This is a genomic window from Streptomyces sp. SAI-127 (assembly GCF_029894425.1).
In the GTDB taxonomy this organism is placed as follows: Bacteria; Actinomycetota; Actinomycetes; order Streptomycetales; family Streptomycetaceae; genus Streptomyces.
In genome coordinates this window covers 7961159-7973854 of the sequence record NZ_JARXYJ010000001.1, presented here as the reverse complement: position 1 = coordinate 7973854, position 12696 = coordinate 7961159, and the positions used below count along the sequence as shown (strand labels likewise).

The following is a 12696-nucleotide window of genomic DNA, read 5'->3' as shown; positions in this document are numbered from 1 at the left end:
CGTTCTCCGCTCAGTTCATCGTGGTGCCGATGCTGGTGGAGCCGGTGGTCAGGAAGGCCGTCGAGGGCAGCGAACCGCCCGGCTCGCGGGTGCCGTGTGCCGTGGTGGCATCCGTCGACCTGAATGCCGGGGTCGGTACCCCGCTGTCCCAGTTGTTCGCCGCGGACACCGTGGACGAACTCCGCTTCGCCGACCCGCCCTTGTTGCCCACCGCCAGATTCCGCGCCAACCGGGCCCTGCCCGCGGCGAAGTAGAACCCGGCCTCGGCGTTGGAGTACGCCGTGTTGCGGTTCAGCACGATCGCCCCGGTGTTGGAGTTCTCGGTGAACCCGTTCAGCGTGTTGCCCCAGGCCGCGTTGTTGTTGACGATGTGCGCCACCGTGACGCCCCCGCCGCCCAGCTTGAAGCCGTTGCCGTTGCCCTCGAAGGCGCTGTCCCCCCACCGGTTCCTGCCGTTCCCGAAGGCCCAGCTGTGCTCGACGGTGACCGGCGAGGAGAACTGCCACAGGTCGAGCCCGTCGTCGGAGTTGTCGTAGAGGCGCGCGCCCGTGATCCGGTTGCCGGTGCCGGACCCGAACTTCACGGCGATCCCGTCGGCGTTCTGCCCGTGCCCGGACGGGTCGTAGTTGCCGTGACTGTCCAGGTTCTGCACGAGGTTGTCGCTGGTCCCGTCTCCGCGCAGGGTGAACCCGGAGTCCCCGTTGTTCGCGGTGACGAGGTTCTTGAAGATGCCGCCGACGGAGGAGGTCACGACGAAGCCCTGGGCCGGGGAGTTCTGGAAGGTGAGGTTCTGGACGGTCCAGTAGTCGCCGTATATCCCGGCCAGCCAGGCCCCCGCGGGCAGCCTGGACCCGTCGATCCGCACCTTCTCGCTGCCGTACGCCCGCAAGGTGATCCGTGCCGAACTCGTGCCGTCGGCCGTGGACTTGAGGGTGGCCGACGGAGTGTACGTACCGGCGCGGACCTGAATGACCGTACCCGCGGTGGCGTTCTTCACAGCCGCTTCCAGCTGAGCCGTGCCGGACACGGTGACCGTCGTCGACGCGGCCTCCGCCCCGCCACCCGACAGGCCGAGATGGACGCCGCCCGCGCCCGCGGCGACGGCGACCGCCGCGGCGATGGAGAGCGTGCGGGTCCGGCGGTGGCGTCCGGTGCTGTGACGCACGGGGGCGTTCCTTTCCTCGGCAATGGGGACGCCCTGAAGTCGCCACCAGGGCCGACGAAGTTGCCGCGCCTCGACGAAAACAACCGAAACTTTCGCTGCTTCTCCTCGCGCACTCATCGATTGACGTGCTGTTTCCCACTGGTAACACTCCGAAGGCGCGCACAGCCCCCAACAGAAACCCCCACACCCCCACACTCACAGGAGCGACATGCGCCCTCGTATCCTCCTCGTCGCCTGTCTCTCGCTACTGCTGGCCCTTCTCACCGCACCGCCCGGTTCCGCCCACTCAGGAGCACCACCCGTGAGCCACCCCAAGTACGCCGGCTATCTCTTCGCCTACTTCACCGGCGAGGGCACCGCCGACGGCGAGCAGATCCGCTACGCCCTCAGCCGCGGCAACGACCCCCTGCACTGGCGCGAGCTGAACCAGGGCAAGCCGGTGCTGACGTCGACGATCGGCGAGAAGGGCCTGCGCGACCCCTTCGTGATCCGCTCCCCCAAGGGCGACAAGTTCTTTCTGATCGCGACCGACCTGCGCATGTACAAGAACAGCAGCGGCAGTTGGGACGACGTCCAGCGGCACGGCAGCAAGTCGGTCATGATCTGGGAGTCCACCGACCTGGTCCACTGGACCGACCAGCGCCTGGTGAAGGTCGCCCCGGACAACGCGGGCAACACCTGGGCGCCGGAGGCCTATTGGGACGACAGCCTCGGTGAGTACGTCGTCTTCTGGGCGTCGAAGCTGTACGCCGACGACGACCCCGAGCACACGGGATCGACGTACAACAAGATGCTGTACGCGACCACGAAGGACTTCCGCACCTTCAGCGCGCCCAAGGTCTGGGACGACCCCGGCTACTCGGTGATCGACTCGACGGTCGTGAAGTACAAGGACACCTACTACCGCTACACCAAGGACGAGCGGGACCCCACCTCCAGCTCGCCCTGTGCCAAGTTCATCACCGGCGAGAAGTCGACGAGTCTGACCTCGGCCAAGTACGACCTGGTCGCGGACTGCATCGGCAGCGGTGCGATGGACCGCGGTGAGGGCCCGACGGTGTTCAAGTCGAACACCGAGAAGAAGTGGTACCTGTTCATCGACGAGTACGGCGGTCGCGGGTACGTCCCCTTCGAGACCACCGACCTCGACTCGGGCCAGTGGACCCCGTCCACGAACTACCAACTGCCCGCGAGTCCCCGGCACGGCACGGTACTTCCGGTGACGCAGCAGGAGTACGACCGGCTGCTGGCCGCGTATCCGTCGACGCCCGCCTCTGTGGTGGACGCGACGGCCAAGGGTCAGAAGGGGTACGCGATCGTCACGGAGGCCGCGTCGAAGGTCGTGCTGCCGATGCGGCCGGGCACCGATCTCGTCCGTCTCGCACCGGAGTTGGCGGTCGGTGCGGGAGCCACGGTCACTCCCCGATCCGGCACCCGGCGTGACTTCCGCACACCGCTGACGTACACCGTTACGGCGGCGGACGGCACGGCCCGCAGATGGACCGTCGAGGCCGTGCCGACCGGCAGCCCCGTCCTCCCCGGCCTCAACGCCGACCCCGACGTGCACTATCTGAACGGCGAGTACTGGATCTACCCGACCACCGACGGCTTCAACGGCTGGAGCGGGACGCGGTTCAAGGCGTACTCGTCGAAGGACCTGGTCCACTGGAAGGACCACGGGGTCATCCTCGACCTCGGTGCGGACGTGTCGTGGGCCGACAAGTACGCATGGGCGCCGGCCATCGCGGAGAAGAACGGCAAGTACTACTTCTACTTCTGCGCCGAGCAGCAGATCGGCGTGGCGGTGGCGGACTCCCCCGCCGGTCCCTTCAAGGACGCGCTGGGCAAGCCGCTGGTGGCGAAGGGCGGCTCGCTGCAGGGCCAGATGATCGACCCGGCCGTCTTCACGGACGACGACGGAACGTCGTACCTCTACTGGGGCAACGGGCACGGCTATGTCGTCGCGCTGAACGACGACATGACGTCCTATGACGCCGCCGCGGTGAAGGACATCACCCCGGACAACTTCCGCGAGGGTTCCTTCGTGATCAAGCGGAACGGCACGTACTACTTCATGTGGTCCGAGGACGACACCCGCAGCGAGAACTACCACGTCGCCTATGCGACGGGACCGTCCCCGCTCGGCCCGTGGACCAAGAAGGGGACGATCCTGTCCAAGCGTCCCGAGTACGGCATCCTCGCCACCGGCCACCACTCCGTGGTGAACGTCCCCGGCACCGACGACTGGTACATCGTCTATCACCGGTTCGCCCTGAACGGGCCGGGGAAGCCCGGCGGCGACGGTATGCACCGCGAAACCACCGTCGACCGGCTGGAGTTCGCGGCGGACGGCACGATCAAGCCCGTGGTGCCGACCCTCGAGGGGATCCGGCCGGTGAAGAACTAGCTCACGAAGTACGTCGGGTTCGGGAGCTTGTACGTCTTGTCGGCGTAGCCGCCCTCGAGGTCGGAGTACTGGTCGCCGAAGTTGGCGATGATCTCGTACCCGAGGTCCTTCTCGATGTGCGCGCGGGTGCCGGACTTGTACTGCACGGTGGTGCAGGTCCAGGTGCCCGGCGTGGCGCAGGCGCTCAGGTAGGACGGCGGGTTCGCCTTGTCCTTGAGGAACACGTGGTCGGCGTCGAGGTTCACATCGGCGCCGATCTTCTTCAGGTTCTCGACCGCGGCCGAGCGCTGCGCCTCGCTGAGGCCCGAGTTGTAGAAGACCTCGACGCCCTTCTTCTCGGCGTACTGCACGAGCTCGGGGCTGCCGAAGACAGCCGGGCGGTCGGCCCGGTTCACGTAGTCGGCCCACGTGGTCGCGTTGTACGTGTAGTTGTAGCGCTTCTCGTAGTCGAGGCTGAGCAGCAGCGTGTCGTCGATGTCGAAGACGACGGCGGGCTTCTCGCCCTTGTGGTGCGCCTTGCGGGCGGCCTGGTCGATGTACTTCCGGGCCGCCTTGTCGAGGGAGGCGAGGTCCTTGGCGTACGGGCTGGTGGGGGACGCCTGGTAGACACCGTTCGCGTCGGCCGCGGTGCCGTAGTAGGTGTCGATGTCCTTGACCAGGAGCCCGATGTTGTAGGGCTCGTGCGTGGAGTTCGCCGTGGACTGGCCGGCGGTGGCCGCGCCGGCGCCGTACAGGGCGACGCCGGCGACCGCACAGGTGGTGGCGACGGCTGCGATACGCAGTGACTTATGCATGACAGAGGTTCTACGCGCGTCACCCCGGTGGGCGCGAGACCCGCCCGGTAAAAAACGGGTCAAGCGCCCCGAGCCGGGGTTTTCAGACGTCAGTTCATGGTCGCGCCGATGGTGGTGCTGCCCGTCGTCAGGAACGTGGTGGCGGGCAGGGTGCCGCTGGAACTGCGGGCGTTGTACGTCGTCGAGGCGTCCGTCGACTTGAAGGCCGGGGTGCTGATCCCGCTGTCCCAGTTGTTGCCTGACGAGGTGACCTTGGAGCCCTTGTTGACCGAGCCGCCGCCGTTGCTCACCGCGAGGTTCTTGCCGAGCTTGGCGGAGCCGGTGGCGAAGTAGTAGCCCCACTTGCTGTTGGCGTAGGCGGTGGTGCGGTTGATGACGATGGCGCCGGTGTTGGAGTTCTCGGTGAATCCGTTGCCGGCGTTGCCCCAGGCGGCGGAGTTGTTGATGACGTGCGCGACGACCTCGCCGTCGCCGCCCAGCTTGTAGCCGTTGCCGTCGCCCGCGAAGGCGGAGTCGGACCAGCGGTTGGCGCCGTTGCCCATGGACCAGGTGTGTTCGACGGTGACGGGCGAGGAGAAGGACCAGAAGTCCAGACCGTCGTCCGAGTTGTTGTAGAGGCGGGCGCCGGTGATGAGGTTGCCGGTGCCGGAGCCGAACTTCACGGCGATGCCGTCGGCGTTCTCGCCGTGGTTCGCGGCGTCGTAGTTGCCGTAGGAGTCGATGTTCTTGACCGTGTTGTTGACGGTCCCGTCGCCGGTGAGCGTGAAGCCGGAGTCGCCGCCGTTGATGGTCTTGATGTTGTTCCAGACCGTCCCGGTGCAGGACTGGCAGACGACCGCGCTGTCCGGGGAGTTCTGGAAGGTGATGTTGGAGACGTTCCAGTAGTCGGCGGTCAGTTTGAAGATCCAGTCGCCGTCGGGGAGCGACGAGCCGTCGATCTTCACGGTCTCCGAGCCGTACGCGGTGAGGGTGACCGGCGCGGAGGAGCTGCCGTTGGCCGTGGACTGGAGGGTGGCCGTCGGGTAGTAGGTGCCGCCTCGGACCTGGATGACGGTGCCGGCGGTGGCGTTCTTGATGGCGTTGGACAGGTCGGTCGAGTTGCTGACGACGACCGTCGCAGCCTGGGCCTGGGTGGGGAGAACGGCGATGCCGGAGCCGAGGGCGAGGGCAGCCGTGGCGATGAGAGCGGTACGACGAGACATGGAGTGCGGGTCCTTTCGCCGTGCTTTCGGGGGGTCGTGCCTTTTCGGGGACGGGGTTACAGGACGGCGTCGAGCCAGCCGAAGACCTCGTCCTGCATGCGGTCGACGAAGACATGGCCGAGGTCGGGCCAGGTCTTCAGGTGCAACCGCTCCTCGGCGTGGCGGGAGTGCCAGACGGCGCGCAGCTTGTCGTACGCGACCTGTACGCCGTCGGCGGGGAACAGCGGGTCGAGCCCGCCGTTGAAGAAGAGCATCGGCCTGGGGGCGGCGATGCTCGCCACGTCGGGGAAGTCGAGGAACCGGGGCAGCCCCGGGTGGAGCATGTAGTAACTGGACTGCCCGCGCAGGGTGTTGTTGCCGGGCACCATCATTTCCTTGAGGCCGGTCATCCAGCAGACGGCGGCGGTGGCGGCGACGGCCTCGGTGAGCGCGGCGGTCTGCCAGGCGCGGTAGGCGCCCATGGAGAAGCCCACGGCGGCGACCTCGCGCACCCGTCCCAGCCCCGCCAGGAACCGCGCGGCCCGGGCGTCCTCCCGGGCCATGAGTCCGGCGAGGGAGGAGCCGAGGTTGTAGAAGTTGCTTGCCAGGGCCTGCTGCTGTTCGTAGGCGATCGGTCCGCGGTCGCCCCAGCCGAGCGCGTCCGCGCACAGGACGACATAGCCGCGCCGGGCCAGCTCGTCGCCGACGAACCGGCCGCTGAAGTACTTGTCCGCCCAGGTCTGCGCGGAGGCGAGCCGGGCGTCGTCGTACCAGGGCCGGACCAGTTTCTCCTTGCCGATGTCGAACTTCGCCCCGTGATCGTGGAGAAGCAGCACGGCGGGGAACGGCCCGGGACCGTGCGGGGTGAGCAGTGCGGCGCGGACGCGTTCGTGACGGGTGAGGGAGAGGGTCACCAACTCCCGCGTGTAGCCGTCGCCCTGTGGGCCCCGGACGTATTCGGCGTCGTACGGCGTCCCGTCCTCGCGGTCGACGAGGAGGTGCTCCTCGACCTTGGCGCGGGCCGCCCGCCGCCAGGCGCGGAAATCGCGGACCGGCGAAGTCCCCCAGGCCAGCGGGAAGTCCAGCTCGGCCTTGAGCGCCGGGTGGAAGTCGGGCAGCGGACCGTCCACGACCCCGGCTTCAGCGGGGCTCACCGCTCCCCCGGCCAGCATGGCCGCTCCGGCGCCCACCACGAACGCCCGTCGGCCCACCGGGTCACCGGCGCTCATAGGGCCTCCAGTCCCCGAGATACGTCCGCCGGGTGTGCATGGCGGCCTCTTCGGCGGCCAGCTGGGGCCGGTTCCCGGGGACGGAGATCACCGCGCCGGGGCCGGAGTTGGCGTACTCCCGAAAACGCATGGCCTGCCAGGGATAGGCCTCGCGCATGTTGGTGTAGGGCGCGACCGGGTCGATCCCGGGCCCGATCCGGCTGTTCCGCACCACGAGGGACGGCCAGGCGGTCGTCTCGTACGACGGCACCCAGGGCCGTGCCAGCTTGTACGCCGCGTCTTCTGCCCCCGAGGTGATGCGGGAGCGGACGGCGAGGACGCCGTAGGGGTTGGCGCGGGCGGTGGAGGGGGCGAAGACCATGCCCTTGGGGGTGAAGCCGACGTCCCGCTGGAGTGTGTGGAAGTGGCACTCCTCGAAGACGGCGGTGGCCCGGCCGAAGACGAAGTCGACGTCGCCCTCGATGTAGCAGCGGCGGAAGTACTGCCGGTCGAAGGCGGTGAGCGCGGTGGTCTCGACGAAGAGGGTGTCCTGGTGGGCCAGGAGGCGGACGTTCTCGAAGTGGGTGCGGTCGCCGTAGGTGTAGGCGGCGACCGCCTGGGTGCCGGTGATGTCGGGGTGGTCGGCGCGCAGCCAGTCGTTGGCGAGGGTGAGGTCGCGGACGGTGAGGCCGGGGGCCGCGGAGGAGAAGGTGGCGGAGCCCGCGGTGCCGTAGGTGCCCGAACCGTCGGGCTTCTGGGTGCCGTTGGCGTTGTCGTAGATGATGACGGCGGCGTGGGGGTCGCGGACGGCGCCGCGTACAGTCAACTCCGCTTTGCCCGCCGGGATGTTGACGACCTCGCGGTAGGTGCCCGGGTGCACGACGATCGTCCAGCCGGGGCCGGTGACCGCGTCGACGGCCGCCTGGACGGAATCGCCGGGGCGGACGTGGAGGACGCGGCGCGTTCCCGCGCGGGCCGGGGCGGCCACCGCCACGACGAGGCCGACACCGGCGCTGATCAGTGCTCGTCGCCGCATGTCAGCACTCCTCCCGCCACGGCTTCCAGTCACCGAGGTAGGCCTCCCGGGTGGCCGATTCGGCTTGCTCGGCGGTGAGTTGGGGCCGGCTCTCCGGGACGGTGATCCTGGCGCCGGGGCCGGTGTCGCGGTACTCGGCGAAGCGCTGGTTCTGCCAGGGGAAGGCGTCCGACATGTTGGTGTAGGGGGCGGCCGCGTCGATACCGGGGCCCAGCCAGGTGTCCCGCACCACCAGCGAGGGCCGGGCGGTGGTGTCGGAGCTCGGCACCCACGGGCGGGCCAGCTTGTAGAAGGCGTCCGGCGCCTCGCTGCTGACGCGGCTCCTGGTGACGAGGTAGCCGCGCGGGTTGGCACCCGCCGTGGAGGGCGCGAAGACGAAGCCGTACGGCGCCGCCGCCAGGTCGGTCCGGTTCAGGGTCCGGAAGTGGCAGTGCTCGTAGACGGCCGTGGCCCGCCCGAAGACGAAGTCGACGTCTCCTTCGGCATAGCAGTGCGCGAAGTACTGGCGGGCGAAGGAGGTGAGGGCGATCGAGTCGGCGTAGAGGGTGTCCTGGTGGCCGAGGAAGCGGCAGTGGTGGAAGGCGGAGCGGTCGCCCTGGACCTTGATGGCGACGGCCTGGGTGCCGGTGACGCCGGGGTGGTCGGCGCGCAGCCAGTCGTTGGCGAAGGTGATCCAGCGGGCGGTGAAGCCGTCGGCCTGCACGGTCGTGGTGGCCGACCCGGTGGTGCCGTAGGTGCCGCCGCCGGGCTTGGGGGTGCCGGCCGCGTTGTCGTACACGATCACGACGTCGCGGGGGTCCTCGGAGGCGCCGATCCAGGTCGCCTCGGTGCGGGTGACGTCGACGGCGACGGTCTCCCGGTAGGTGCCGGGTGCCAGGACCAGGGTCCAGCCGCTGCCGGTGGCGGCGGTGACGGCGTCCTTGACGGTGGTGTGGTCGCCGCGGCCCTTCGGGTCGATGTAGAGGGTCTGCGGGGTGAGCCGGGCGGCCGGTGATCCGAAGCGGCCGAACGGGCGCCGGGCGCCGGCCTGCGCGGGGGCCGGCGCGAGGGCGAGCGCGGCCGCCGCTCCGGTGCTCGCGAGCAGGAATCCCCTTCTGGACAGGGGGAGTCGGGTGTCGTGCGAGGGCATGCGGGTGCTCCTTGGACATGCGGCTCAGGGGTGGGGTGCCTCGCGTGAGGGGTGAGGTGGGTGGCCGGGGCGGCCGCTGGATTCCGCCCCGGCCGGTCAGGGGGGCGTGTCAGCAGACGCGCCCGGCGCCCGCGCCGCGGTCGACGATCCCGGGCACCTTCTTGGCCGGGTCGACCTTCGTGCGCAGGGTGGGTGTCCAGCCCGCGCCGGACTGCAGGGTCTCGGCGGGGATCTCGGCGTTGTGGACGGCGATCAGGTCGGTGAGCCTGCCGTTGACGTAGTTGTCGGCGGCGGTCAGCGGTGAGACGTTCCACCGCTTGAGCACCTTGGCCGCGCTGATCCCCGCCGGAAGCGTGAACGCGTTGTGCTCGGCGACGAGTTGGGACTCCTTGCCGATGCCGAAGCTGTAGGCGTAGTCGTCGTTCGCCACGAAGTGGTTGTTGTAGGAGTCGACCTGGCCGAAGCGGACGCGGGGCGCGCGCTCGACGAGGTCGGAGAACAGGTTGTGGTGGAAGGTGACCTTGAGCTTGCCCCGGTCCCCCGCCGCCGTGGACTCGCTGTCGCTGTTGCCGATCAGGATCGTCTTGTCGTGCTCGGTGAAGACGTTCCAGGAGGCGGTGACGTAGTTCGCGCCGCGGACGATGTCCAGCTCGCCGTCGTGCTGCTGGTAGAGCATGCCGAAGTGGGTCGGCGCGGCACTGTCGGGGTGACTGCCGTCGGTGAAGGTGTTGTGGTCCAGCCACACATGGGTGGCCCCGTAGACGACGGCGGTGTCGTACTCGGAGTTCCAGTTGCCCTTGGCACCGTCGGTCGGGTCCCACTGCGGGAAGCAGTCGATCGGGCTCTCGAAGGTGAGGTTACGGACGATGACGTTGTCGACGGCCTTGATCTGCAGGCTCGCGCCCTTGAACCCGGCGTTCTTCCCGATCCCGACGATCGTGGTGTTGGCGGGCACGTTCGCCTTGATGGTCTGGTCCTGGTTGGCGGCGGAGACGCGGCGCAGCCCCTCGGGGCTGTCGGCGGGCTCGGCGCTCAGGTCGGTGTCCAGGCCCCAGGCCTCGGGCGAGTACTTCGCCAGGTAGGCGTCGAAGTCGTACCCGGGCGCGGCGAGGGAGTCGCAGCCCTCGGAGACGGCGTCGATCGTCCCCTTCACCTTGATGATCTTCGGGGCGCTGCCACCGGCGGCGAGGGCGGCCTTGAAGCCGGCCCAGTCGGTGACGGTGTGGACGTGGGCGGCGTCGGCGGCCGCGCCTCCGGTGGTGCCGGTGCCGTCGGAGGCCCAGCCGTCGCCGGTGGCGAGGGTCTCGCGGGCGACGTCTTGGCCCTTGGCCTGAGCGGTGGGGCCGGTGACCGCGAGGACCAGGGCGGCACAACCTGCCACGGCCATCGCCTTTGTAATGACATGCCCATGCCATGTTTGTGCGTTCATTGTGCGGCTCTCTTTCGGCAACGAAGAAGGAGTGGTCAGGCGGTGGCCGACGACGGCCAGGTGATCCAGGACTCCGGGATCTCGGCGTCGAGCCGGCGCACGTCCCGGGGCGCCAGCACGCGGTGCCGCAGCAGCTCACGGGCGACCAGTCGCGCTATGGCAATGGCACCGGGCGGGTTGAAATGCGTGTTGTCCTGCTCGGTGTCGGTCCAGTTGAAGTACTTCTTGGTCTCCTCGACACCGAGCTTCTGCCACAGCGCGAGCGACAGCGCCTGGATGTCGAGCAGCGCGACACCCTCCTCGGTGGCGAGCGCCCGCATCGCCGCCGGATAGTCGCCGTGGGTCGGCACGGCGTTGCCGGAGGTGTCGAACTTCCGGCGCTCGACCGAGGTGGCCAGCACGGGCCGGGCACCACGGGCGCGGGCCCCGTCGATGTACAGGCGCAGATAGTCCTGGTACGTGGTCCAGGGTTCCGTGTAACGGGCGGGGTCCGCGGTCTTCTCGTCGTTGTGCGCGAACTGGATCAGCAGGAAGTCGCCCGGCTGAATGGCGCCGAGAATGACATCGAGCCGTCCCTCGTCGACGAAGGACTTCGAACTCCGCCCGTTCACCGCGTGATTGGCGACACGCCGATCCTTGTGCAGAAAGAAGGGGAGCGCCATGCCCCACCCGGTCTCGGGCGCGGCGTCGGCGTATTTCTGGGCGGCGGTGGAGTCACCGGCGATGTAGAGGGTGCGCTGTTCCTTGGCTTGAGCAGTACCGGTTGCGCTGAAAGCGACGGGCACGGCGGCGATCGCCGCCACGGTGACCTGTCTGCGTGTGAGTGACAACTTGGGCAGCCTCTCTTCCCTGAGGGGCGCGGGGCTCTATCGATATGCGGCTCCGCCGCGGGGCGCGACCGGCCACGACGAACCGCGGCCGGCCGCACAGCGAACTCGCGAGCCGTCAGCCGTTCTGTTCCTTCCACTCGGTCTGAGCCTTGTTCAGCTGGTCGGCCATGGTGTCCAGGAAGTCCTTCGCACTCATGTCACCCAGCAGCACCTTCTGGAAGTTCGGCTCGTTGTCCGCCTTGGAGATCGTGTTCCAGTCGGGCAGGTAGTACGGCAGCTGAACGATGGTCGTGGACCCGTCGGTCAGCGCGGCGGCGGCCAGCTTCGTGGGCTCCGCCTTCGAGATCCAGGCGTCCTTGGCGGCGTCGTTGTTCGACGGCACCTGCCCGGCGTTCTGGTTGAACTTGGAGTTCTCCGCGGCCGACGTCGCGAACTCGATGAACTTCCAGGCCGCGTCCTTGTTCTTCGAGCTCTTGAACACCCCGAGCCCGTCGACGGGGTTGGACACCTGCACCCGCTTGCCGGAGGTGCCGATCGGCTGCGGAACGCCCCGGAACTTGTCGACCCCGAGAGCCTTCACGTGGTCCTGGTACGAACCCAGGTTGTGGTTCAGCATCCCGATGGTGCCGGAGTCCCACTGGGCGACCATCTTGGTGAAGTCGTTGTTGAGGTCGGCCGCCGGAGTGACCTTCTTGTACAGCGCCGCGTACTTCTCCAGCGCAGCCACGTTCTTCGGGTCGTTGACCGTGGTCTTGTCGCCGTTCCAGAACGAGGTGATCCCGCTCTGCCCGTACATCGCGTCCAGGGCCTGCGCGATGGACCCGGCGCCACCGCGGATGGTGTAGCCGAACTCGTTCTTCTTGGCGTCGGTGAGCTTGTCCGCGGCCGCGTAGAACTTGTCCCAGGTGGTCGGCTCGTCGAGACCCGCCTTCTTGAACAGGTCGGTCCGGTAGTACAGCACGCCGTTGTTGGCGGAGGTCGGGATCGAGTACAGCGTCCCGTCCCCGCCCCCCGCCGCCTTCAGCACGCCGACCATGTCCTCGTTGAGCTTGCCGTTCAGGGAGGACTTGGAGAGCCGGCTGTCCAGCGGCTCCAGCGCGTTCTGCGCGGAGAAGCCGGCGAGCATGGCCGCGCCGACACCGCCGACGTCCGGCAGGCCGCCGCCCTGGATGGCGGTGTCGACCTTGGACTGGTACTCGGTGGACGCGATGCCGACGTACTCGACCTTGATGTCCGGGTTCGCCTTCTGGAAGTCGGCGATGATCTCCTTCCAGATGTCGGTGCGCACACCGCCGTTGTTGTCCCAGAAGACGATCTTGCCCTTGCCGCTGCCCTCGTCTCCCTTGTCACCGCCGGACCCGCTGCCGTCGTCACCGCAGGCGGTGGCGGTCAGCGCCAGGACGGACCCGAGGGCGACGGCTATGGCAGCGCGCCTGCTTCTGCGGATACTGATCTTCATTGATCGGCTCTCTTCTTCTTCTGATTCCAGCGGAGATATGAAGCTGTGGGGGGAAGTC

At 68.5% G+C, this 12696-nt stretch carries 10 protein-coding genes; 1 reads left to right on the top strand and 9 read right to left on the bottom strand.

Features of this window, described 5'->3' with window-relative positions; all coding sequences use genetic code 11:
* Positions 1 to 10 precede the first annotated feature (10 nt).
* Positions 11 to 1165: a right-handed parallel beta-helix repeat-containing protein gene (locus M2157_RS36615; RefSeq protein ID WP_280856785.1), complete on the bottom strand. Its 1155-nt coding sequence runs from the start codon at positions 1163 to 1165 to the stop codon at positions 11 to 13.
* Positions 1166 to 1373: 208 nt separating this feature from the next.
* Here M2157_RS36615 and M2157_RS36610 point away from each other — a divergent pair, with 208 nt between their 5' ends.
* Positions 1374 to 3572 carry a family 43 glycosylhydrolase gene (locus M2157_RS36610; RefSeq protein WP_280867353.1) on the top strand — a complete coding sequence of 733 codons (2199 nt, stop codon included), beginning with the start codon at positions 1374 to 1376 and terminating at the stop codon, positions 3570 to 3572.
* On the opposite strand, the gene M2157_RS36605 is transcribed toward M2157_RS36610, so the two are convergent.
* From M2157_RS36605 to M2157_RS36570, 8 genes are all read right to left on the bottom strand, one after another.
* Positions 3569 to 4366: an HAD family acid phosphatase gene (locus M2157_RS36605; protein WP_280867352.1), complete on the bottom strand. Its 798-nt coding sequence runs from the start codon at positions 4364 to 4366 to the stop codon at positions 3569 to 3571. The two genes, M2157_RS36610 and M2157_RS36605, sit on opposite strands and share 4 nt — an antisense overlap.
* Positions 4367 to 4455: 89 nt before the next feature.
* Positions 4456 to 5568, bottom strand: a complete 1113-nt coding sequence (locus tag M2157_RS36600; RefSeq protein WP_280856788.1) for a chondroitinase-B domain-containing protein — start codon at positions 5566 to 5568, stop codon at positions 4456 to 4458.
* Positions 5569 to 5624: 56 nt separating this feature from the next.
* Positions 5625 to 6776, bottom strand: coding sequence for a dienelactone hydrolase family protein (locus M2157_RS36595; protein WP_280867351.1), 1152 nt, complete (start codon positions 6774 to 6776; stop codon positions 5625 to 5627).
* Positions 6763 to 7791, bottom strand: a complete 1029-nt coding sequence (locus tag M2157_RS36590; RefSeq protein WP_280867350.1) for a pectinesterase family protein — start codon at positions 7789 to 7791, stop codon at positions 6763 to 6765. Before M2157_RS36590 ends, M2157_RS36595 begins: the two co-directional genes overlap by 14 nt.
* Before the next feature lies 1 nt (position 7792).
* The gene (locus M2157_RS36585) at positions 7793 to 8920 is read right to left on the bottom strand and encodes a pectinesterase family protein (RefSeq protein ID WP_280867349.1); all 1128 of its coding nucleotides are present in this window, start codon (positions 8918 to 8920) and stop codon (positions 7793 to 7795) included.
* A 109-nt stretch (positions 8921 to 9029) separates the two neighbouring features.
* The gene (locus M2157_RS36580) at positions 9030 to 10349 is read right to left on the bottom strand and encodes a pectate lyase (RefSeq protein WP_280867348.1); all 1320 of its coding nucleotides are present in this window, start codon (positions 10347 to 10349) and stop codon (positions 9030 to 9032) included.
* A 35-nt stretch (positions 10350 to 10384) separates the two neighbouring features.
* Complete coding sequence (locus M2157_RS36575) at positions 10385 to 11179, bottom strand: rhamnogalacturonan acetylesterase (RefSeq protein WP_280856793.1); 795 nt, start codon at positions 11177 to 11179, stop codon at positions 10385 to 10387.
* 115 nt (positions 11180 to 11294) lie between these two features.
* Positions 11295 to 12638, bottom strand: a complete 1344-nt coding sequence (locus M2157_RS36570) for a sugar ABC transporter substrate-binding protein (protein WP_280856794.1) — start codon at positions 12636 to 12638, stop codon at positions 11295 to 11297.
* Between the last annotated feature and the right edge of the window lie 58 nt (positions 12639 to 12696).

Excerpts from the sequence above, each read along its gene's own strand:
- M2157_RS36610 (WP_280867353.1), top strand. The coding sequence starts at position 1,374 with ATGCGCCCTCGTATCCTCCTCGTCGCCTGTCTCTCGCTACTGCTGGCC.
- M2157_RS36605 (WP_280867352.1), bottom strand. The coding sequence starts at position 4,366 with ATGCATAAGTCACTGCGTATCGCAGCCGTCGCCACCACCTGTGCGGTC.
- M2157_RS36600 (WP_280856788.1), bottom strand. The coding sequence starts at position 5,568 with ATGTCTCGTCGTACCGCTCTCATCGCCACGGCTGCCCTCGCCCTCGGC.
- M2157_RS36595 (WP_280867351.1), bottom strand. The coding sequence starts at position 6,776 with ATGAGCGCCGGTGACCCGGTGGGCCGACGGGCGTTCGTGGTGGGCGCC.
- M2157_RS36590 (WP_280867350.1), bottom strand. The coding sequence starts at position 7,791 with ATGCGGCGACGAGCACTGATCAGCGCCGGTGTCGGCCTCGTCGTGGCG.
- M2157_RS36585 (WP_280867349.1), bottom strand. The coding sequence starts at position 8,920 with ATGCCCTCGCACGACACCCGACTCCCCCTGTCCAGAAGGGGATTCCTG.
- M2157_RS36580 (WP_280867348.1), bottom strand. The coding sequence starts at position 10,349 with ATGAACGCACAAACATGGCATGGGCATGTCATTACAAAGGCGATGGCC.
- M2157_RS36570 (WP_280856794.1), bottom strand. The coding sequence starts at position 12,638 with ATGAAGATCAGTATCCGCAGAAGCAGGCGCGCTGCCATAGCCGTCGCC.